Source organism: Nisaea acidiphila (assembly GCF_024662015.1).
GTDB classification, from domain to species: domain Bacteria; phylum Pseudomonadota; class Alphaproteobacteria; order Thalassobaculales; family Thalassobaculaceae; genus Nisaea; species Nisaea acidiphila.
In genome coordinates this window covers 1,949,863-1,968,291 of the sequence record NZ_CP102480.1, presented here as the reverse complement: position 1 = coordinate 1,968,291, position 18,429 = coordinate 1,949,863, and the positions used below count along the sequence as shown (strand labels likewise).

Below are 18,429 nucleotides of genomic sequence, written 5' to 3'. Positions count from 1 at the left end.
CGCATGCAAGGGGAAAGCGGCGGTGCGCTATTCTGGGGCGGCGCGTCCGCAGAAGTCGGGGAGGGGGCGCGCGCCGGCGGGCGCCGCGACCTCGGCGCCGCTCGGTAAGGGAGCGGCAGGATCGGCGAGCCAGGCGGCGATGTCGGCGCTGACAGCGCCGCCGTTCAGGTCCCGGAACAGCATGTGGTAGCCGTTCTCGTAGAGGGCGAGGCGCCAGCGCCGCACATCGTCCGCACCGGTGGGGAGCGTGCGCAGCATGCGGCAGGTCGGGGCGCGGGGGATGATCCCGTCCTCTCTGCCGTAGAGTACCAGCAGGGGCATATCGAGCAGGGGCGCGGCCTCGAGGGCCCGATCCATCAGGCCTGTCAGGCCCCAGGCGGTCTCCACCCGGGTCTCCTTGATCATCATCGGATCGTAATAGAGCCGCCGCAGCATCTCGATATTGTCCGAGGGCAGCTTCGGCAGGCTCTGCGGGCGGACCCGGATGCGCGGCGCGAGATGCGCGCCGGCGGTGAGCGCGCCCCGCTGCCACGGGATCATGGTATTGCGGCCCCAGACCGCGGGCGCCGACAGCACCGCGCCGTCGAGCCGCGGCGGGCTGTAGCCGCCGAGCGCGGCCATGATCACGGCCCCGCCCATGCTTTCGCCGAGGGCATAGACCGGCAGTTCCGGATAGGCCGCGCGCAGCAGCTCCGTCACCGTGTCGAGATCGCGGATCATCGCCTCGGTGCCCGCCCAGTCTCCGCGCATTACCGTGCCGCCGAAGCCGCGCTGGTCGTAGGCGAAGACGAGCAATCCCCGCGCGGCCAGCAGGGGGGCGAGATCTTTGTAGGCGCCGGAATAGTCGTTGAAGCCGTGCAGGGCGATGACGGCGGCCTTTGCCGGGCCGTCCGGGCTCCAGCGCTTGTAGGGCAGGTGTGCGCCGTCCTGCATCACGATGGTCTCGGGCCGGATTTCCGCCGGGCGGTGGGCTTCCATCCGGGGGGCAATTCCGGGAGCGCAGGCGGCGGCGATCGTCAGGAACAGGGAGGCGAGACAGGCCCTGAGGCGCGCGTTATGCCGCATGAATGCGGCCGGCCTCCTGCTTGTCGCTGGTGAGCTCGAGGAAGATGTCCTCGAGATCGCTCTCGTCGGTGCTGATATCCTGGATGTGGTACCCGGCGGACGCGATGGCGCCGAGGATGCGGGCGATCGGCCCGTCGCTCTTGCGGAAGGCGAAGACCAGCGTCTGCGGGCCGGTGATCTCGACGGAGAAGGACGCGAGCGCATGCGGCAGGCTCGCGGTGTTTTCGGGCAGGGCCTCCGCGACGGTGACCGTGACGGTTTTGGCGTCAAGCCTCCGCATCAGGTTTTCCTTGGTGTCGCAGGCGATGACCTCGCCGTGATTGATGATCGCGATACGGTCGCAGAGTTCTTCTGCTTCTTCGAGGTAATGCGTCGTCAGCAGGATGGTCACGCCGCGCCTGTTGAGCTCGCGGACATTTTCCCAAAGCTTGCGGCGAAGCTCGATATCGACGCCGGCTGTCGGCTCGTCGAGCACCAGGATCGGCGGATTGTGCACCATCGCCTTGGCGACCAGCAGGCGCCGGCGCATACCCCCGGAAAGCGAGCGCGTATAGGCGTCCGCCTTGTCGGCGAGGTCCACGAGTTCGAGGATCTCGTCGGTGCGGCGCTCGGATTTCGGCACTCCGTACATCCCGGCTTGCAGGTCGAGCAGTTCGCGGGGGCTGAAGAAGGCGTCGATATTCAGTTCCTGTGGCACGATGCCGATCGCGGCGCGGGCCTGTCGCGGATCCTCGTCGATATCGATGCCCCAGATCTTCGCGGTTCCGGCGGTCTTGTTGACCATCCCGGCGAGAATGTTGATGAGGGTGGATTTACCGGCGCCATTCGGGCCCAGCAGGGCGAAGATCGAGCCGCGCGGTACTTCGAGATCGACGCCTTTCAGCGCATGTTTGCGCCGCGGGCTGCCGGCCCGGCCATAGAGCTTCTCGAGCCCCCTGACCTCGAGGGCGAATTCGGGAGCGACGGGGCGGATCTGACACTCGGTCGGCACGGAAAGACCTTCTGCAGGCAATTGAAAAAGCGCAACGAACGGCTATTATCGTCGGGCAGTCCGGGATTGAGCTTGGCCTCAATATAGGTACCCGGACGTGGAAGGACCAGTCAGATGGCAAAACCGTTCGAAGTTGTCACCGTTACGGAAAAGCGCGTCGCCTGCGATGGCGGCAAGGGCGCGCTCGGTCATCCGCGGGTCTTTCTGACGATCGACCACGATACCGGCAAGGTCACCTGCCCCTATTGCTCGCGCGAATTCGTCTACAGCAAGCCTGTCGCGGGCGAAAGCGCGGCTTAGGCGACGCCGTGCGCCGGAGGTGTCTGGCCGGTTTCCTGCCAGAAGACATTCCCCTGAACCTTTTTAAGTGCGATCGCCCGTAGCTCGAAGATCCTGGCATCGGTGAATACCTGCACGTGCTCGAAGCCGCCGTCGTAGAGTTTCGCCCTTAGGCTTTCCGCCGTGAACGCCGTCCGGTGCGCCATGAAGTGATTGCCTTCCTCGATCGCCCAGCTCGCGCCGAACAGCATGTCGAGCAGTTTCACGGCACGCATCTGGCCTTCGATGAGGCTGTGATGGTGCACCGCTTCCGGCCCGTTCTCGAGGATCGATTCGCAGATCAGTTTCAGGTCAGGCGTTCGCAGGATCGCAAATCCGGTGTCGTCCAGCACCCGATGGAAGTTCGCGAAGCAAGAGGGGACCTGGTGATAGTCGAGATGCTCGATATTGTGCTTCGAGAACAGCATATGCGCCGAGCCGTCGGGCACGCTCGATAGGCTGGATATGTCGTCGACGATATCCGGGCTCACGGCCGGATCGATATCGACGCGCACTTCTTTCCAGCTCCCGCCCCAATCGAAAGCCGGAAGAATTTCTGTGCTCTGTCGGCCGCAGCCGACATGGAGTGCTGTGAACATGGGGTGCGTCGTCCGGTTCGCCCTGAAGCCGCTCACGTTCGCGGCAATAAGGCTTATTACAGCGCTGCCGGGGCGGGTTCAATGTACCGCGGTCCGCGAACGCTCCAATTCGCTTGTCATGGATCGTCCGGTGGTTAGACTCCGCCCAAGGTTCCCCCGACCCTCAGCTGGACCGCATCCATGACCGATCTCGCCATCCCCGAAGATCAGACCGCCGCCTCGAACGGCGACAATCATCTCTATCTGGTCGACGGCTCCGGTTATATCTTCCGCGCCTTTCACGCGCTGCCGTCGATGAACCGGTCGGACGGCACGCCGACCAACGCGGTCTTCGGCTTCACCAACATGCTGCTGAAGCTGGTGGAGGATATCGAGGCCGACCATGTCGCGGTGATCTTCGATACCAAGCGGCTCACTTTCCGGAACGAGATCTTCGCCGACTACAAAGCCAACCGGGACGAGCCGCCGGAGGATCTGCGCCCGCAATTCTCGCTGATCCGCGACGCCGTCCGGGCTTTCAACGTGCCGTGCCTGGAGATGGAGGGCTACGAGGCCGACGACCTGATCGCAACCTACGCCAGGCAGGCGAAGGAGAAGGGGATGCGGGTCACCATCGTCTCCTCCGACAAGGACCTGATGCAGCTCGTCGACGACGGGGTCGACATGTACGACCCGATGAAAAACCGGGCGATCGGCCGCGACGAGGTGTTCGAGAAATTCGGCGTCGGGCCGGAGAAGGTCGTCGACGTTCAGTCGCTCGCCGGCGACAGCGTCGACAATGTGCCGGGCGTGCCGGGTATCGGTATCAAGACAGCGGCGCAGCTGATCAACGAGTACGGCGATCTCGACACGCTCCTTGCGCGGGCGGAGGAGATCAAGCAGCCGAAGCGGCGGCAGAACCTGATCGAGTTCGCCGAGCAGGCCCGGATCTCCCGCGAGCTGGTGCGGCTCAAGGACGATGTCAGCGTGGAAGAGCCGCTTGAGCGGCTGACGGTGGAGGATCCGGACGACGCCACCGTGCTCTCATTTCTCAAGGAAATGGAGTTCAAACGGCTGATCGCGCGCTTCGAGGCGGAGCTCTCCGACGGCGGCGCGGCGTCCGCCGGCGGCGGTCCGGTAGAGGGTTCGGTCGGTTCGCCCAGCCCGGAGGGTGATGTCGCTTACGAACTGGTGCAGGAGATCGCGGATCTCGAACGCTGGATCGCCTTGGCGCGGGCCGAAGGCACCGTGGCCGTCGACACGGAAACCTCGTCCCTGAACGCGATGCGGGCGGAGCTCGTCGGCGTTTCGATGAGCGTGGTGCCGGGCAAGGCCTGCTACATCCCGCTCGGCCATACCGACGGCGAGGCGCAGGGCAGTCTGCTCGGCGACAGCGGAAACGGCGACGGGCCGAAACAGATCCCGCGCGACAAGGCCCTCGGACTGCTGAAACCGCTCTTCGAGGACCCTTCGGTTCTGAAAGTACTGCACAACGCGAAGTACGACCTGCTCGTGCTGGCGCGCGGGGCCAATGGCGGTGTGAACGTGACGCCGGTCGACGACACGATGTGCATGTCTTATGTGCTTGAGGGCGGGTTGCACGGACATGGTCTCGACGAGCTCTCGGAGCTGCATTTCGGCCATACAAACATCAAGTTCGCCGATGTCTGCGGAAAGGGGAAGACGCAGATCCCGTTCTCGGCGGTGGCGCTGGACAAGGCACTGGACTACGCGGCCGAGGATGCGGACATGACCGTCCGCCTGCACCGCACGCTGCGCCCGGAGCTGCCCAAGGCGGGTCTGCTGACCGTCTACGAGACGCTGGAGCGGCCGCTCATCCCCGTGCTCACTCGGATGGAGAAGGCGGGTATCAAGGTCGATCCCCAGATCCTGCGTGACATGTCGAAGGATTTCGAGAAGCGGCTCGACGAGCTCGCGGTGGAGATCCACAAGCTGGCGGGTGAGGAGTTCAATATCGGTTCGCCGAAGCAGCTGGGGGAGATCCTGTTCGACAGGATGGGCCTTCCGGGCGGCAAGAAGGGCAAGACCGGCGCCTATGCGACCGGCGCCGAGATCCTTGAGGATCTTGCCGCCCAGGGGCACGACCTGCCGGCCCGGGTGCTCGACTGGCGCCAGCTCTCGAAACTGAAATCGACCTATACGGATGCACTCGTAGAGGCGATCAACCCCGAGACCGGGCGTATCCACACCTCCTACTCGATGACCGGGGCGAGTACTGGACGGCTCAGCTCGAACGATCCCAACCTGCAGAACATCCCGATCCGCTCCGAGGAGGGGCGCAAGATCCGCACCGCCTTTGTCGCCGAGCCGGGCAACAAACTGCTGGCGGTCGACTATTCCCAGATCGAGCTGCGCCTCGTCGCCCATATCGCCAATATCGAAAGCCTGAAACAGGCCTTCCGCGACGGCATCGACATTCACGCCCAGACCGCCTCGGAGGTCTTCGGCGTGCCGCTCGCGGAGATGGACCCGATCACGCGGCGCAATGCCAAGGCGATCAATTTCGGCATCATCTACGGCATCTCTGCCTTCGGACTGGCGCGCCAGATCGGCACCGAGCCGGGCGTGGCGAAGAAATATATCGACGCCTATTTCGAGCGCTTCCCCGGCATCCGCGACTACATGAACGAGACCAAGGCGGCGGCGCGGGAGACCGGCTACGTCACCACGATCTTCGGGCGCCGGGTGCATATTCCGGGGATCAAGGACAACAATCCGGCGCGCCGCGCCTTCTCGGAACGGGCGGCGATCAACGCGCCGATCCAGGGCTCGGCCGCCGACGTCATCAAGCGGGCGATGGTCCGTATCAATCCGGCTTTGGCGGACGCGGGGCTGGCAGCGAAGATGCTGCTCCAGGTGCATGACGAACTCTTGTTCGAGGTGCCGGAGGCGGAGATCGAAAAGACCACGGAGGTTGTGCGCCGGGTGATGGAGAGTGCGGCGGAGCCTGTCGTCGAGCTCTCGGTGCCGCTTGTCGCCGATGCCGGCACCGGAGACAGCTGGGCCGAGGCGCATTAGGAGCGGGGCGGGGATGTTCAGTCACGTTACTCTCGGGACGAACGACTTCGCTGCCGCGACGGCCTTTTACGATGCGGTCTTCGCGACGCTCGAGATCGGACGATTTTATTCGCGCGAGGGATATGCCGGATACGGAGAGCCCAAGGGAAACCAGACCTGGGTGATGTATCCCTACGACGGCAAGCCGGCGAGTGTCGGCAACGGCAGCCACATCGCTTTCCTCGCGCCGGACCGGGCCGCGGTCCGGGCTTTCTACGAAGCGGCGCTCGCCCATGGCGGCAGCGACGAGGGCGCACCCGGCTTGCGGCCGCACTATCACCGGAATTACTACGCCTGTTATGTCCGCGACCCGGACGGCAACAAGCTGCAGGCGGTCTGTCACAATCGGGAGGCACAATGAGCCAACTGCCGAGACCGAAGCAGAAGCCGAAAGCGAAGCCCCTTGCCGTCACAGCCCGCCAGGCGGAAGAACGGGACAAGCCGCGCATGGTCGAGATCATGGACCAATGTTGGGAAGCGACCTGGATGCCGTTCATGCCGCCGGCTGTGCCCGCGCGGTACAGGAACGAAAATCTGGGGCAGGCCTTCGTCGACCATGCCTGGCAGACTTGCAGGGTTGCGGACGCCGACGACGGTAAGACCGGCGTGGTTGGTTTCTCGTTCCTGATCGAGCGGCAGATCAAGACCATCCAGATCCTGCCCGACTACCAGCACCGCGGCGTCGGTCGAGCGTTGCTGGAGGATGCGGAGGCGGAGATCCGGAAAGCCGGTCACACGGCCGTCTATGTCGAATGCGACGTCTTCAACGCCCGCGCGGCGGTGTTTTACCGTGCCATGGGCTACGAGGAAACCGGCCGGATCGACACCGACATCCTCGGTTACAAGGTCGCGACGCACGTGTTCGAGAAGAAGCTGGAGCGATAGGTCTCAGCCCGTGCGGTCAATCTTCGCTGGCTAGCCACGTCTCTGCTTCCGCAGCCTCGTCCAACCTGAACCCCTTGATTTCGAGCCCCGGGATCAGCGCGCCCTCTATATCGGACGCGGTGCGCAGCCAGCTTTCGTCGCTGAGGACGGCGCAGCGGTCGAAGCGGCCGAGCATCTTGAAGAGTTCCGGCAGGTGTCCGAGCTTGACGCCGACGGCCGCAAGGCTCGGCCAGGGAAAGTGGTGCAGCCGGTAGAGCAACCGGCCATGTTCGATATCCTTGGCGAGTTCGATGAGTTGCTCGATCGCGCTCCGCATCGTCTCCTCGTCGATGCTCTCGCCCTTGAACTCCATATCGATGCGGTTGGGAGCGGGTTTGGTGATGCTGATCATTGCGGGGTCTCCGGTCCGTTGCTTTCATTGCATATGGGAATGGATATGGGTGGAGCGTAGGGACGGGATGTCGCGTTAGCCTGCCAGCCGTCATCCCGGCCGCAGAGCCGGGATCTTTCGGGGTCGGAGTTGAGGCTGACTGCACAAGATCCCGGATCAGGCCCGGGATGACGAAGCTTTTTGGGAGGCTGGAAGAACAAAAGGCCGCCCGGGGGCGGCCTTTCGCATTCTTTACCGGAGAGCGGGTCAGGCGGCGGCCTTGACCCCGGCCTCGATCACCGCGGCTTCGACATACTCCTCGAACTGCCGGAAATTCTCCTGGAACCGTGCGCGGAGATCCGACGCGGTGGCATCGTAGGCTGCCTTGTCCGACCAGCTATTGCGCGGGTCGAGCACCTCGGCGGGTACGCCCGGGCAGCTTTCCGGGATGTAGAGGCCGAAATGCGGTTCCTGCTTCACCGGCACGTCGTCCAGCTTTCCGGCGAGCGCGGCGCGGACCATGGCGCGGGTGAAAGCGATCTGCATGCGCTGAGCGCCCATGCCGGCGGTGCCGCCCTGCCAGCCCGTGTTGACCAGCCAGCAGGTCGCGCCGTGCTTGGCGATGCGTTCCCGCAGCATCTCGCCGTAGACGCTCGGATGACGCGGCATGAAAGGGGCGCCGAAGCAGGTCGAGAAGGTTGCCTGCGGATCGTTGCCGAGACCCTTTTCCGTGCCGGCGACACGGGCCGTGTAACCGGAGAGGAAATGGTACATCGCCTGTTCCGGCGTCAGCTTTGAGATCGGCGGCAGGACGCCGAACGCGTCGGCCGTCAGCATCATGATGTGCTTCGGATGGGCGGCCGTGCCGGAAAGATCCGTGTTCGGGATGTAATCGATCGGATAGCAGGAGCGGCTGTTCTCGGTCAGCGAGCCGTCGTCGAAATCGATCTCCCGCGTATCCGGGTGATAGACGACGTTTTCCAACACGGTGCCGAAACGTTGCGAGGCGTCGTAGATCTCCGGCTCCGCTTCTTCGGAGAGCCGGATCACCTTGGCGTAGCAGCCGCCCTCGAAATTGAAGATGCCCTTGTCGGACCAGCCATGTTCGTCGTCGCCCAGCAGGATGCGGGTGCCGTCCGAGGAGAGCGTCGTCTTGCCGGTACCGGAAAGTCCGAAATAGATCGCGCTCTCTCCGTTCTCGGAGACATTGGCCGAGCAGTGCATCGGCATGACCCCGGCGTCGGGCAGCATGTGGTTCAGGATGCCGAAGATCGACTTCTTGATCTCGCCCGCGTACCAGCTGCCGCCGATGATGACGAGGCGCTTGTCGAAATTGACCAGGATGAAGGTCTCGGAATTGAGGCCGTCGGCCTCGCCCCCGGCTTGCAGGCCGGGGGCCTGAAGCACTGTGAATTGCGGTTCGAAACCTTTGAGATCGGCAGGTTCCGGGCGGCGGAACATGTTCTTGGCGAAGAGATTGTGCCAGGCGGTCTCGGTGACGACCCGGACCGGCAGCCGGTAATCCTCGTCGGCGCCGGCGAAGCAGTCGAGCACGTAGCAGTCACGGTTCTGCATGTAGCCGGTCAGGCGCCGGTGCATCTCGTCGAACAGCTCCGGCGTGCAGGGCCGGTTGACATTGCCCCAGTTGATCTGGTCGTGGATCGACGGGGTGTCGACGATGAATTTGTCCTTGGGAGAGCGGCCGGTATGCTTGCCGGTCTCGACCGCGAGCGCGCCTCCGGGGACGATCTGGCCCTCGTCGTTGCGGATCGCATGTTCGTAGAGTTCCGCCACGGAGAGGTTCCAGTAGGCGGTTCCGAGATTGAACAGCCCGTGCTGTTCCAGATCCTTGGCGGATCGTTCCTGGCCCATGAGACTCGTTTCCTCGATCTAGCTTCAGTAACTCCGCGCGGAAATTGCGACTCTTTTCTGCGGTTCCGCTCCGCTTGGGTCGGAGATTGTTACGAGTCTGTTTCGGTGAATGCAACCGCCCGACGGGCCCATTCCGTGAAAAAACGTCTCACTAAACCGCGGCACTCTGCCGCGCCCGCTTGACGAGGGCGACGAGCGCCTTGCGGCTCTCTTCTGCATCCTTGACCGGCGCATCGTAATCGAGCCGGGCGACGGAGCCGCCGAGGCGCAGATCGCAGCCTTCCGTATCGCAGCCGGTCATCTCCCAGCCTTCCCCCGAAAGACCCAGAAGAACAGAGGCATAGAGCTGGTTCGCATCGGCATGGTCCGCGTTCATGTGGGAGACGATGCCCGCCTCCGCAGCCTCCAGGGCTTCCGAGCGACGGGCGAGAATGTCAGCCGCCTCGACCCAGTGAATACGTCCGAAACCGGCAACGATATGGGCCCGCTCGACCTCGACCCGGTAGAAGCCGAAGTCCTTGAAGGAGGCGAACATGCGGGCTGAGGGATGGCGGCGGAGATAGCGCTCGGCCAGCCTCCCGTCATCGATCCTGGCGGCCTGTCCGAGCACGGTGGCGCGCGGACCCGTCAGCGGCTCGTCATAACCGCCGGTCCCGTCGAACAGCAGCGAGACCCGCGGGTCCTCCTTCAGGTTTTTTGTATGTTCCGCGAGATCCGAGAGCAGCATCAGCGGGCTGCCGTCCTGATCGACCGCGACCATGACCAGAGAGGCATAGGGCCAGAAATCTTCCCCGGCCATGCCGGTCGCGAGCGTCGCGCGATCCAGGCTGCGCATCAGACCGCGTATCTGTACGCCGGGAGCAGGTTCCTGTTTCTCGGTATCGCTCATGGGCTCGGTCCCCTCCAGTGTGGTGTGCCTGGCGAAATCAATAGCGAAGCGGGTGGACGTTTCAAGAGTGGAGGCCTAGGCAGCGAGTCCCGACGGAAATCGGGATCCGCCCTTTGTCGCCGAAACAATGCCCAAAGCTTGTCACAGCTTCGCCTCATTCCGACATCATTGAGAATTCCGGAGATTAAGGCACCTTGCACGCCGGCTGGTCCCGCGGGCGGGTTCGGTGCAGAATTGGGGGCGCCGCCCGGCGGCGGAAAGGAATCGCGTTATGAGCACCATCGCACTCGTCGACGACGATCAGAACATCATTACCTCTGTTTCCATCGCGCTTGAGGCCGAAGGCTTTGAGGTGCGCACTTTCAAGGATGGCGAGGAGGCACTCAGGGGACTGACCCAGCGCCCCGTCGATCTCGCGGTGCTCGACATCAAGATGCCGCGGATGGACGGGATGGAATTGCTCGCCCGGCTGCGGCGCCAGAGCGCCCTGCCTGTCATCTTCCTGACTTCGAAGGACGACGAGCTGGACGAGGTGCTCGGCCTCAAGATGGGCGCCGACGACTACATCACCAAGCCGTTCTCCCAGCGCCTGCTGATCGAACGTATCCGCGCCTTGCTGCGCCGCCAGGAACTGGCCCAGGACGAGGCCAACCCGACCAGCGAGGCCGTGCTCTCGCGCGGCGACCTGATGATGGACGGCTCTCGCCATCTCTGCGCCTGGAAGGGACGGCCGGTGCCGCTCACCGTGACCGAGTTCCTGATCCTGCGCTCTCTCGCCACCCGGCCCGGTCATGTTAAGAACAGGGACCAGCTGATGGATGCGGCATATGGCGATGCGGTCTATGTGGACGACCGCACGATCGACAGCCACATCAAACGCATCCGCAAGAAGTTCAAGGGCGTGGATGACGAGTTCGACCAGATCGAAACGCTTTACGGGGTCGGGTACCGCTACCGCGATCCGGCCCTGGTGCCCGCCGGCTCCGCATGAGCCTGTCCTGGGGGGAGGGTTTCCGCGCGCTCGGGCGCTGGCGGAAAGTGCTGCGCGTGACTGATGTTCCCGAAAAGTCCGGCACGGCCGCGCACGAGCGACCGGCGGTGGACGAGACGCGCCGGCGTCCGCGGGTCTCGGGGCTGACCCTCCGCATCCTCGCGATCAATCTCTTCGCCGTGGCGATCCCGCTTGTCGGCCTGCTCTACATGGATCGCTACCAGGACAGCCTCATCGAGGCGGAACTGGAAGCGCTGACCCGCCAGGGCAGCATCTTCGCCAAGGGCGTGGCCGCGCTGGCGGTGGAGCCTGAGTTCTCCGAGGCGACGGAGCTCTCTAAGGACCTGGTACGGCGCATGGTGCGTCACGCCTCGGACCAGTTCGGCACGCGGTTGCGTCTGTTCGCCCCGGACGGCCACCTGATGGCGGACAGCAACAGCTTCGGGCGCGCCGGCGGGATCGTGCAGATCCGCCCCCTTCCGCCGCCGGAGGTGTCAGGCGTGTCTCCGTCGCGCTGGCTCGACCGGCTCTATGACCTGTTGGTGGACTGGCTTCCCCGGGGCGGGGATTTCCCGCGTTATGAAGAGCAGCGGATACAGCGCGCGGAGAACTATCCCGAGGCGCTGGACGCGATGCAGGGACGGAACGCCCGGGCGGTCCGCACCATGCCGGATGGCGGGCTGATCCTCACTACGGCGGTGCCGGTGCGCCGCTACAAGCAGGTGCTCGGCGCGTTGATGTTGAGCACCGATGGCGCCGAGATCGACAAGGCCATGCGCGATGTGCGCTTCGAGATTCTCGGCGTTTTTGCCTTCGTCTTCGGGGTGACCATCCTGCTCTCGCTCTACCTCGCCGGCACAATCACCCGGCCGGTGCAGAAGCTTGCCGCGGCCGCGGAAAGGATCCGGCGCGACCGCACGCGGGAAACCGAGATCCCCGGTTTCGAAGGGCGGGACGACGAGATCGGCGATCTTGCGCGCGCCATGCGCGAGATGACCGAGGCGCTGTGGCAGCGGATGGACGCGATCGACCGTTTCGCGGCCGACGTCGCGCATGAGATCAAGAACCCGCTGACTTCCGTCCGGAGCGCGGTCGAAACCGCATCCAAGGTGCAGGATCCGGAGAAGCAGAAGAAGCTGATGGGCATTATCCTCGACGACGTGCAGCGTCTCGACCGGCTGATCAGCGACATATCCGAGGCCTCCCGCCTCGATGCGGAGCTTTCCCGCACCGGGACGGAAACGGTCAATCTCGGAGCCGTCCTTGCGACGCTGGCCGAAGTCTACGCCTCAACAGAGAACCCGCATGGCGTGAAGGTGCAGACCACGGTGAACGGCTCGGCCGATCTGCGTGTGCGCGGCAGCGAGAACCGGCTGGTTCAGGTGATCCGCAATCTGGTGAGCAACGCGATCACCTTCTCGCCGGAAGGCGGATCGGTGCGCCTCACCGCGGGCGCGGACCCGGTCGACGGCCGGGAGGTGATCATTACGGTCGAGGATGACGGCCCCGGCATTCCGGAAAACAAGCTCGAAGCCATCTTCGACCGGTTCTATTCCGAGCGCCCGTCCGGCGAGAAATTCGGTACCCATTCCGGCCTCGGTCTCAGCATTTCCCGGCAGATCGTCGAGGCGTCCTCGGGGCGGCTCTGGGCGGAGAACCGGAGCGGCGCGGATGGCTCTGTTATTGGCGCCCGGTTCGTCATACGTTTACCCCGCGTGATGCAATAAGAACCGGGATAATCCGGGCGGGGAACTGATGGAGCTGGTATATGGCACGGCCGTGGCCGTGGAAGGCCGTGCGGTGCTGCTGCGCGGTCCGAGCGGCAGCGGCAAATCCGATCTTGCGCTGCGCCTGATCGAAAACGGCGCGCAGCTTGTGGCGGACGACCAGACGCGTCTGGTTCGGGAGTCCGGCCGGCTGGTGGCCAGTGCACCGGACACCATCGCGGGACAGCTCGAGGTTCGCGGGGTGGGCATCGTGCCGGTCGACAATGTGCGCAGGGCGCCCCTCGATCTTGTGATCGACATGGTTCCGCCGGAGCAGGTTGAGCGCTATCCGGAAGCCGGAAGCTGCACCTATCTTGAAATCACTGTCCCGCTGCTCGCGCTCTCTCCTTTCGAGGCCTCGACACCGGCGAAGGTGCGGCTTGCACTCCGGCATCTGACGGCCAGATAATGCCGCCGACCGACATGCGCGTTGAAGGGGAGAGGAACGTGCAGAACCCCGCCGCAAGCGAGGGACGGCCGATCCGCGTCGTGCTGGTGACAGGCCTTTCCGGTGCCGGCCGCACGACCAGTCTGAAGGCCCTGGAAGACGCGGAATTCGAGGCGGTGGACAATCTTCCGCTCTCGCTGCTGCCGGCACTTCTGGCCCCGCGTCCGGGCGATGCGAACGGACACCGGATCGCCATCGGGATCGACACGAGGACTCGCGATTTCACGCCGCAACGGCTGACCGCGGAGCTGGAGGCACTGCGGAACCGGAGCGATATCGCGCTGACGCTCGTCTTCCTCGATTGCGACACGGATGTGCTGATCCGCCGTTTCACGGAAACTCGACGCCGTCATCCTCTCGCGATGGACCGGCCTGTCGCGGACGGTATCAGGACAGAGCGGGGGATGCTGGCGCCGCTGCGCGAGCAGGCGGACGTTACGATCGATACTTCCCGCCTCAGCACCGCCGATTTCAAACGGGTGTTTTCGGAGCAGCTTGGTTTCAGCGAAGGTGGGGAACTGACCGTTACGGTGACGTCCTTCAGCTTCCGCCGCGGCTTGCCGCGCGAGGCGGACATGGTGTTCGACGTCCGCTTTCTCCGGAACCCGCATTACGACGAGGCGCTGCGGCCGCTCGACGGGCGCGATGCGGCGGTCGCGGATTACGTCGCGGAAGACCCGGATTTCGCGGCGTTTTACGACCGGCTGGTCGGCTTCCTGACGCCGCTGATGCCGCGCTTCAGGGCGGAAGGGAAGAGTTACGTGACCATCGCGATCGGCTGCACCGGAGGGCGTCACCGCTCGGTATTCGTCGCCGAAAGGGTGGCGCGGGAGTTGAAGGCTGGCGGTCTAGCTGTCACGCTGCTGCATCGTGACGTCGACCGGAGCGGTCAGGATTGACCGGTACGGACTGGCAAATAAATCGGCGGAACGACGAAAAAACAGTGAACAAAACGCTGTCACTTGGGGGCTAACCGAATGGGTGCGGAGGCACAAGGCTTGCCGATAGGCATTGTATTGGTCACTCACGGAAATCTCGCCGACGAGTTCCGCTCAGCGGTGGAGCATGTGGTGGGGCCGCAGGAACATCTGGCGACCGTCTGTATCGGGCCGGAAGACGATATGGAACAGCGCCGGGCCGAGATCCTTGAAAGCGTGGGCGCGGTCGATCAGGGGCGCGGTGTCATTGTGCTGACCGACATGTTCGGCGGCACGCCGTCGAACCTCGCGATCTCGATCATGGAAAAGGCGAATGTGGAAGTGCTGGCCGGGGCGAACCTGCCGATGCTGATCAAGCTGGCCAGCGTCCGCGGTACGCTCGATCTCGCTGCGGCCGCCGCCGAGGCACAGGATGCGGGGCGGAAATATATCCGCATCGCCTCTCAGGTTCTGGCCGGGGAATAGCCGCATGAGCGAAAACGCTGAGGCCTCGAGCGCGGTCGCCCGCGACCTCACGATCGTCAATCAGCGCGGGCTGCATGCGCGTGCGGCGGCCAAGTTCGTGAAGCTGGCGGAGACCTTCGAGGCGGAGATATCCGTGACCAAGGGCGATACAACGGTGTCCGGACGCTCGATTATGGGATTGATGATGCTGGCGGCGGCGCCGGGCTGCACGATCCGCGTGGAGGTCGAAGGCGAGGACGCGGAAGCGGCGCTGGATGCCATCGCGAAACTGGTGGACGACAAGTTCGACGAAGATTGAGGAACTGACCCCGATGACGAAACGGGTATCCGGAAAGACCGGAGAACGGGTGATCGACGGGGTCGGCGTATCGGCGGGGATCGCGATCGGCGTCGCGCATGTGGTCGAGACGGGTCTCGGCCAATTGCCGGAATACGAGATCGACGTGAGCGCGGTGGATGCCGAGGCCGGCAGGTTCCGCGCCGCGCTGGCGAAGGCGCAGAAACAGGTCGGCAAGCTCCGGCAGAAGACTGCGGGGATGCCGGAAGGCGTGGCGGAAGAGCTTGCGCCGCTGCTCGACGCACATGCCGCCATGCTCGGCTCCAGCCGTCTCGGCAAGGGAATTGAAACGCAGATCCGCGAGCGCCGAATCAACGCGGAAGCGGCGGTCCAGCACGTCGTACACGACATTACCGAAGCCTTCGCCGCGATGAAGGACCCCTATCTCGCCGCCCGCGTGACCGACGTGCGCGATGTGGCCGGGCGGGTGCTGCGCAATCTCGCGGACAAGCCCTATCAGGCTTTCTCCGTGCTGCCGAAGGACGCGGTCATCATCGCTGACGAACTCAGCCCCGCCGACACCGCTCTGCTCGATCCGTCGCGGGTGGCGGCGCTGGCGACGACGGCGGGCGGCCCTGAGGGCCATTCCGCGATCATGGCGCGTTCCATGGGATTGCCGGCGGTGCTCGGTGTGCAGGGCTTGCTCGGCAAGGTGCGTTCCGGCGAGCGGGTGCTGGTCGACGGGGAGCACGGGCGGATCGTCATCTCGCCGAGCGCGGAAACGCTGGCCGAGTTCGAGCGGAAGGCGGAGGCGCGCAAGAGGCTGGAGCGTCAGCTCGCCCGGCTGCGATCCCTTCCGGCGGAGAGCCGCGACGGGGAGCTGATCGTGCTGCAGGCCAATCTAGAACTGCCGCGCGACGTCGAGGGGGCGCTGACCGCCGGGGCGGAAGGCGTCGGTCTGCTGCGCACCGAGTTCCTTTTCATGAACCGCGACACGCTGCCGGACGAGGATGAGCAATATGCTGTGCTGCGCGGCATCGTGGAGGGATTGGAAGGCCGTCCGGTGACGATCCGGACGCTGGATGTGGGCGGGGACAAGATCTCGACGGCGCTTGGCGGCAAGATTGGGGTCTCGCCGAACCCGGCGCTCGGGCTGCGGGGAATACGGCTGTCCCTCGCCGAGACCAAACTGTTCGAAACCCAGATCGCGGCGATCCTGCGCGCCGGTGCGCATGGGCCGGTGCGCTTCCTGCTGCCGCTGATCTCCTCCGTGGAACAGATCCGGCAGTCACGTAAGGTCATCCAGAAGGTGGTGCGGCGGCTGAAGCGCAAAGGCGTGCGGATCGCGGACCCGGTGCCGCCTCTCGGCGCCATGATCGAGGTGCCGGCGGCCGCCCTGATGGCCGACGGGCTGGCCCGCGAGGTTGATTATTTCGCCATCGGCACCAACGATCTCACCAGCTACGCGCTCGCGATCGATCGCAGCGACGATGCCGTGGCCGGTCTCTATAATCCGCTGCACCCGGCCGTCCTGCGGCTGATCCAGTTCACGGTCCAGGCGGGCCACCGGGCAGGGATCCCCGTCAGCATCTGCGGCGAGATCGCGGGCGATCCGCGCTACGCGCCGCTGCTGGTCGGGCTCGGAGTGCGCGACCTCTCGATGTCCTCGCACAGCATTCCGAGGGTCAAGCAGCGGGTCCGTGCGATCGATACCGGGGCGGCGACGCGGCGTGCGCTGGCGATCATGGATCAGGGCGACGAGGGCCGGATCTCCGCGCTGCTGGACGATTTCAACGACAGTCTCTAGTCTCGGCCGATCCTTTCCCGCTCCTTCGGGTGTGTCCCTACATGACATTTGCTCTCAACGCGGATGTGCTCGGCGCCATCGAGCCGCCGATCGCCGAATCCCAGACCTGGATCGCCGGCCGGACCTTTCCGGCGGAGAAGCCGCTGCTCGACCTGTCGCAGGCCGTGCCGAGCTATCCGCCGGCGAAGGAACTGACCGACCATGTCGCCGAGCGTGCGGCGCATTTCGAGACCGCGCAGTATTCGGTGATCCGGGGATTGCCCGAGCTGCGCCAGGACCTCGCGTCCCATGTCGCGCATCGCTATGGCGGGAGCCTCGGTCCGGAGCATGTGCTCATTTCCGCCGGCTGCAACCAGGCTTTCTGCATGGCGATTCTCGCCATCGCGCGGGCCGGCGACGCGGTCATGCTGCCGGTGCCCTATTACTTCAATCACCAGATGTGGCTGGAGATGCAGGGGATCGACCCGATCCACCTGCCGTTCCGCTTCGACCGCGCCGGCGTGCCCGATCCGGAGCAGGCCCGCACGATGCTGACGGAGAAGACAAAGGCCATCGTGCTGGTCAGCCCGAACAACCCGACCGGCGCGGTATACCCGCCGGAGGTGATCGAGCAGTTCCGCGATCTCGCCGCCGAGAAGGGCATCGCGCTCATTCTCGACGAGACCTACCGGGATTTCCTGGAAGACGAGGACGGCCCGCCGCACAGGCTGTTCCAGGACGAGAAGTGGGGCGAGACGCTGATCCAGCTCTACAGCTTCTCCAAGACCTTCAGCCTCACCGGCTACCGGGTCGGCTCGGTGATCGCCGGTCCGAAGACGATCGACGCGGTCACCAAGATCATGGACACGATCCAGATCTGCACGCCGCGGATCTCCCAATATGCGGCGCTCTACGGCCTCCGGCACGTCTGGCCTTGGGTGGCCGAGAAACGCGCCATGCTGAAGGGCCGCAAGGAAGCGCTGGAAGCGGCTTTCCGCTCGAACGACCTCGGCTACGAGCTGGTCTCGGCGGGAGCGTACTTCTCCTATGTCCGCCATCCCTTCGAGGATCTGACGGCGAAACAGGTCGCGCGTAAAGTGGCGGACGAGCAGAACATTCTCTGCCTGCCGGGCAGCTTCTTCGGTCCGGATCAGGAACGCTTTCTGCGCCTCGCCTTCGCCAACGCGACGGCGGAGGAAATGCCGGAACTGGCAAAACGGCTTCGGGCCAGCCTCGCGGCATGACGGAGATCCGCGCTTACGATCCGGCACGGGACGATCTCACGGAGATCGTGGCGCTCGTCCATCGGGCCTTCGGGGAATACAGGGGCAAGCTGATGCCGGAAAGCGGCGCCCTCTCGGAGACCGTGGAGAGCCTCGGAAAACGGCTGGAGAAAAATCGCCTCTTTCTGGCGGAGCAGGACGGGAAGCTGTGCGGCGCGGTGTTCGCCGCGCGGAAGAGGGACGCGATCTATCTCGACCGGCTCGCCGTCGATTCCACCGCGCGCGGACGCGGTATCGCCCGGAGCCTGATCAATGCGGTGGAGGAGCATGCGCGGGAAAGCGGGACCAGCCGCGTCACGCTCGGCGTCCGTCTCGCGCTGACCGGCAACATCGCTTATTTTCAGCGTCAGGGATTTGTCGAGACGGGCCGCCAGGCGCATGCGGGATTCGACGCGCCGACCTCGATGGATATGGAGAAGCGTCTTTAGG

General features: G+C 64.8%; 19 protein-coding genes. 13 read left to right on the top strand and 6 right to left on the bottom strand.

Features of this window, described 5'->3' with window-relative positions:
* Window positions 1-27: 27 nt before the first annotated feature.
* Both NUH88_RS09075 and NUH88_RS09070 read right to left on the bottom strand, forming a co-directional pair.
* The gene (locus tag NUH88_RS09075; protein ID WP_257771561.1) at window positions 28-1,065 is read right to left on the bottom strand and encodes an alpha/beta hydrolase; all 1,038 of its coding nucleotides are present in this window, start codon (window positions 1,063-1,065) and stop codon (window positions 28-30) included.
* Entirely contained in the window at window positions 1,055-2,056 is a 1,002-nt protein-coding gene (locus tag NUH88_RS09070; protein ID WP_257771559.1) for an ABC transporter ATP-binding protein, read from the bottom strand. Before NUH88_RS09070 ends, NUH88_RS09075 begins: the two co-directional genes overlap by 11 nt.
* A gap of 114 nt (window positions 2,057-2,170) precedes the next feature.
* Here NUH88_RS09070 and NUH88_RS09065 point away from each other — a divergent pair, with 114 nt between their 5' ends.
* Window positions 2,171-2,356, top strand: coding sequence for a zinc-finger domain-containing protein (locus NUH88_RS09065; RefSeq protein WP_257771557.1), 186 nt, complete (start codon window positions 2,171-2,173; stop codon window positions 2,354-2,356).
* Here the strand turns inward: NUH88_RS09065 and NUH88_RS09060 are convergent.
* Window positions 2,353-2,973: a class I SAM-dependent methyltransferase gene (locus NUH88_RS09060; RefSeq protein ID WP_257771556.1), complete on the bottom strand. Its 621-nt coding sequence runs from the start codon at window positions 2,971-2,973 to the stop codon at window positions 2,353-2,355. The genes NUH88_RS09065 and NUH88_RS09060 overlap by 4 nt on opposite strands.
* A 180-nt stretch (window positions 2,974-3,153) precedes the next feature.
* On the opposite strand from NUH88_RS09060, the gene polA reads away from it, so the two are divergent.
* Genes polA through NUH88_RS09045 form a run of 3 tightly spaced genes read left to right on the top strand, consistent with a single transcriptional unit; the run spans window position 3,154 to window position 6,915 of the window.
* A complete protein-coding gene (gene polA, locus NUH88_RS09055; RefSeq protein ID WP_257771554.1) occupies window positions 3,154-5,991 on the top strand; it encodes a DNA polymerase I in 2,838 nt (945 codons plus the stop codon).
* Between the two features lie 13 nt (window positions 5,992-6,004).
* On the top strand, window positions 6,005-6,391 hold the full coding sequence (locus NUH88_RS09050) for a VOC family protein (RefSeq protein WP_257771552.1): 387 nt from the start codon (window positions 6,005-6,007) through the stop codon (window positions 6,389-6,391).
* A complete protein-coding gene (locus NUH88_RS09045; protein WP_257771551.1) occupies window positions 6,388-6,915 on the top strand; it encodes a GNAT family N-acetyltransferase in 528 nt (175 codons plus the stop codon). The genes NUH88_RS09050 and NUH88_RS09045 overlap by 4 nt, the downstream gene beginning before the upstream one ends.
* Window positions 6,916-6,931: 16 nt before the next feature.
* On the opposite strand, the gene NUH88_RS09040 is transcribed toward NUH88_RS09045, so the two are convergent.
* From NUH88_RS09040 to NUH88_RS09030, 3 genes are all read right to left on the bottom strand, one after another.
* On the bottom strand, window positions 6,932-7,306 hold the full coding sequence (locus NUH88_RS09040; RefSeq protein ID WP_257771549.1) for a SpoIIAA family protein: 375 nt from the start codon (window positions 7,304-7,306) through the stop codon (window positions 6,932-6,934).
* 246 nt (window positions 7,307-7,552) lie between these two features.
* The gene (locus tag NUH88_RS09035) at window positions 7,553-9,157 is read right to left on the bottom strand and encodes a phosphoenolpyruvate carboxykinase (RefSeq protein ID WP_257771547.1); all 1,605 of its coding nucleotides are present in this window, start codon (window positions 9,155-9,157) and stop codon (window positions 7,553-7,555) included.
* A 151-nt stretch (window positions 9,158-9,308) separates the two neighbouring features.
* Entirely contained in the window at window positions 9,309-10,046 is a 738-nt protein-coding gene (locus tag NUH88_RS09030) for a HugZ family pyridoxamine 5'-phosphate oxidase (RefSeq protein WP_257771545.1), read from the bottom strand.
* 271 nt (window positions 10,047-10,317) lie between these two features.
* Between NUH88_RS09030 and NUH88_RS09025 the strand changes: the two genes are divergently transcribed.
* From NUH88_RS09025 to NUH88_RS08985, 9 genes are all read left to right on the top strand, one after another.
* Entirely contained in the window at window positions 10,318-11,037 is a 720-nt protein-coding gene (locus NUH88_RS09025) for a response regulator transcription factor (RefSeq protein WP_257771543.1), read from the top strand.
* Window positions 11,034-12,764, top strand: a complete 1,731-nt coding sequence (locus NUH88_RS09020; RefSeq protein ID WP_257771542.1) for a sensor histidine kinase — start codon at window positions 11,034-11,036, stop codon at window positions 12,762-12,764. The genes NUH88_RS09025 and NUH88_RS09020 overlap by 4 nt, the downstream gene beginning before the upstream one ends.
* Window positions 12,765-12,792: 28 nt before the next feature.
* Window positions 12,793-13,212, top strand: coding sequence for an HPr kinase/phosphorylase (locus NUH88_RS09015; RefSeq protein WP_257771540.1), 420 nt, complete (start codon window positions 12,793-12,795; stop codon window positions 13,210-13,212).
* Between the two features lie 38 nt (window positions 13,213-13,250).
* Window positions 13,251-14,150 carry an RNase adapter RapZ gene (gene rapZ / locus NUH88_RS09010; RefSeq protein WP_257771538.1) on the top strand — a complete coding sequence of 300 codons (900 nt, stop codon included), beginning with the start codon at window positions 13,251-13,253 and terminating at the stop codon, window positions 14,148-14,150.
* Between the two features lie 99 nt (window positions 14,151-14,249).
* Window positions 14,250-14,654, top strand: a complete 405-nt coding sequence (locus NUH88_RS09005) for a PTS sugar transporter subunit IIA (RefSeq protein WP_257771537.1) — start codon at window positions 14,250-14,252, stop codon at window positions 14,652-14,654.
* Between the two features lie 4 nt (window positions 14,655-14,658).
* On the top strand, window positions 14,659-14,952 hold the full coding sequence (locus NUH88_RS09000) for an HPr family phosphocarrier protein (RefSeq protein WP_257771536.1): 294 nt from the start codon (window positions 14,659-14,661) through the stop codon (window positions 14,950-14,952).
* A gap of 13 nt (window positions 14,953-14,965) precedes the next feature.
* Complete coding sequence (gene ptsP, locus NUH88_RS08995; protein ID WP_257771535.1) at window positions 14,966-16,738, top strand: phosphoenolpyruvate--protein phosphotransferase; 1,773 nt, start codon at window positions 14,966-14,968, stop codon at window positions 16,736-16,738.
* 41 nt (window positions 16,739-16,779) lie between these two features.
* Window positions 16,780-17,961, top strand: coding sequence for an aminotransferase (locus tag NUH88_RS08990; RefSeq protein ID WP_257771534.1), 1,182 nt, complete (start codon window positions 16,780-16,782; stop codon window positions 17,959-17,961).
* Window positions 17,958-18,428 (top strand): GNAT family N-acetyltransferase, encoded by a 471-nt coding sequence (locus NUH88_RS08985; protein ID WP_257771532.1) that lies wholly within the window; start codon window positions 17,958-17,960, stop codon window positions 18,426-18,428. Before NUH88_RS08990 ends, NUH88_RS08985 begins: the two co-directional genes overlap by 4 nt.
* Window position 18,429: the final 1 nt, after the last annotated feature.

Excerpts from the sequence above, each read along its gene's own strand:
- NUH88_RS09030 (WP_257771545.1), bottom strand. The coding sequence starts at position 10,046 with ATGAGCGATACCGAGAAACAGGAACCTGCTCCCGGCGTACAGATACGC.
- NUH88_RS09050 (WP_257771552.1), top strand. The coding sequence starts at position 6,005 with ATGTTCAGTCACGTTACTCTCGGGACGAACGACTTCGCTGCCGCGACG.
- NUH88_RS09015 (WP_257771540.1), top strand. The coding sequence starts at position 12,793 with ATGGAGCTGGTATATGGCACGGCCGTGGCCGTGGAAGGCCGTGCGGTG.
- NUH88_RS09060 (WP_257771556.1), bottom strand. The coding sequence starts at position 2,973 with ATGTTCACAGCACTCCATGTCGGCTGCGGCCGACAGAGCACAGAAATT.
- NUH88_RS08990 (WP_257771534.1), top strand. The coding sequence starts at position 16,780 with ATGACATTTGCTCTCAACGCGGATGTGCTCGGCGCCATCGAGCCGCCG.
- NUH88_RS08985 (WP_257771532.1), top strand. The coding sequence starts at position 17,958 with ATGACGGAGATCCGCGCTTACGATCCGGCACGGGACGATCTCACGGAG.
- NUH88_RS09075 (WP_257771561.1), bottom strand. The coding sequence starts at position 1,065 with ATGCGGCATAACGCGCGCCTCAGGGCCTGTCTCGCCTCCCTGTTCCTG.
- NUH88_RS09045 (WP_257771551.1), top strand. The coding sequence starts at position 6,388 with ATGAGCCAACTGCCGAGACCGAAGCAGAAGCCGAAAGCGAAGCCCCTT.
- NUH88_RS09065 (WP_257771557.1), top strand. The coding sequence starts at position 2,171 with ATGGCAAAACCGTTCGAAGTTGTCACCGTTACGGAAAAGCGCGTCGCC.
- polA (WP_257771554.1), top strand. The coding sequence starts at position 3,154 with ATGACCGATCTCGCCATCCCCGAAGATCAGACCGCCGCCTCGAACGGC.
- NUH88_RS09035 (WP_257771547.1), bottom strand. The coding sequence starts at position 9,157 with ATGGGCCAGGAACGATCCGCCAAGGATCTGGAACAGCACGGGCTGTTC.
- NUH88_RS09000 (WP_257771536.1), top strand. The coding sequence starts at position 14,659 with ATGAGCGAAAACGCTGAGGCCTCGAGCGCGGTCGCCCGCGACCTCACG.
- NUH88_RS09020 (WP_257771542.1), top strand. The coding sequence starts at position 11,034 with ATGAGCCTGTCCTGGGGGGAGGGTTTCCGCGCGCTCGGGCGCTGGCGG.
- NUH88_RS09025 (WP_257771543.1), top strand. The coding sequence starts at position 10,318 with ATGAGCACCATCGCACTCGTCGACGACGATCAGAACATCATTACCTCT.
- NUH88_RS09040 (WP_257771549.1), bottom strand. The coding sequence starts at position 7,306 with ATGATCAGCATCACCAAACCCGCTCCCAACCGCATCGATATGGAGTTC.
- ptsP (WP_257771535.1), top strand. The coding sequence starts at position 14,966 with ATGACGAAACGGGTATCCGGAAAGACCGGAGAACGGGTGATCGACGGG.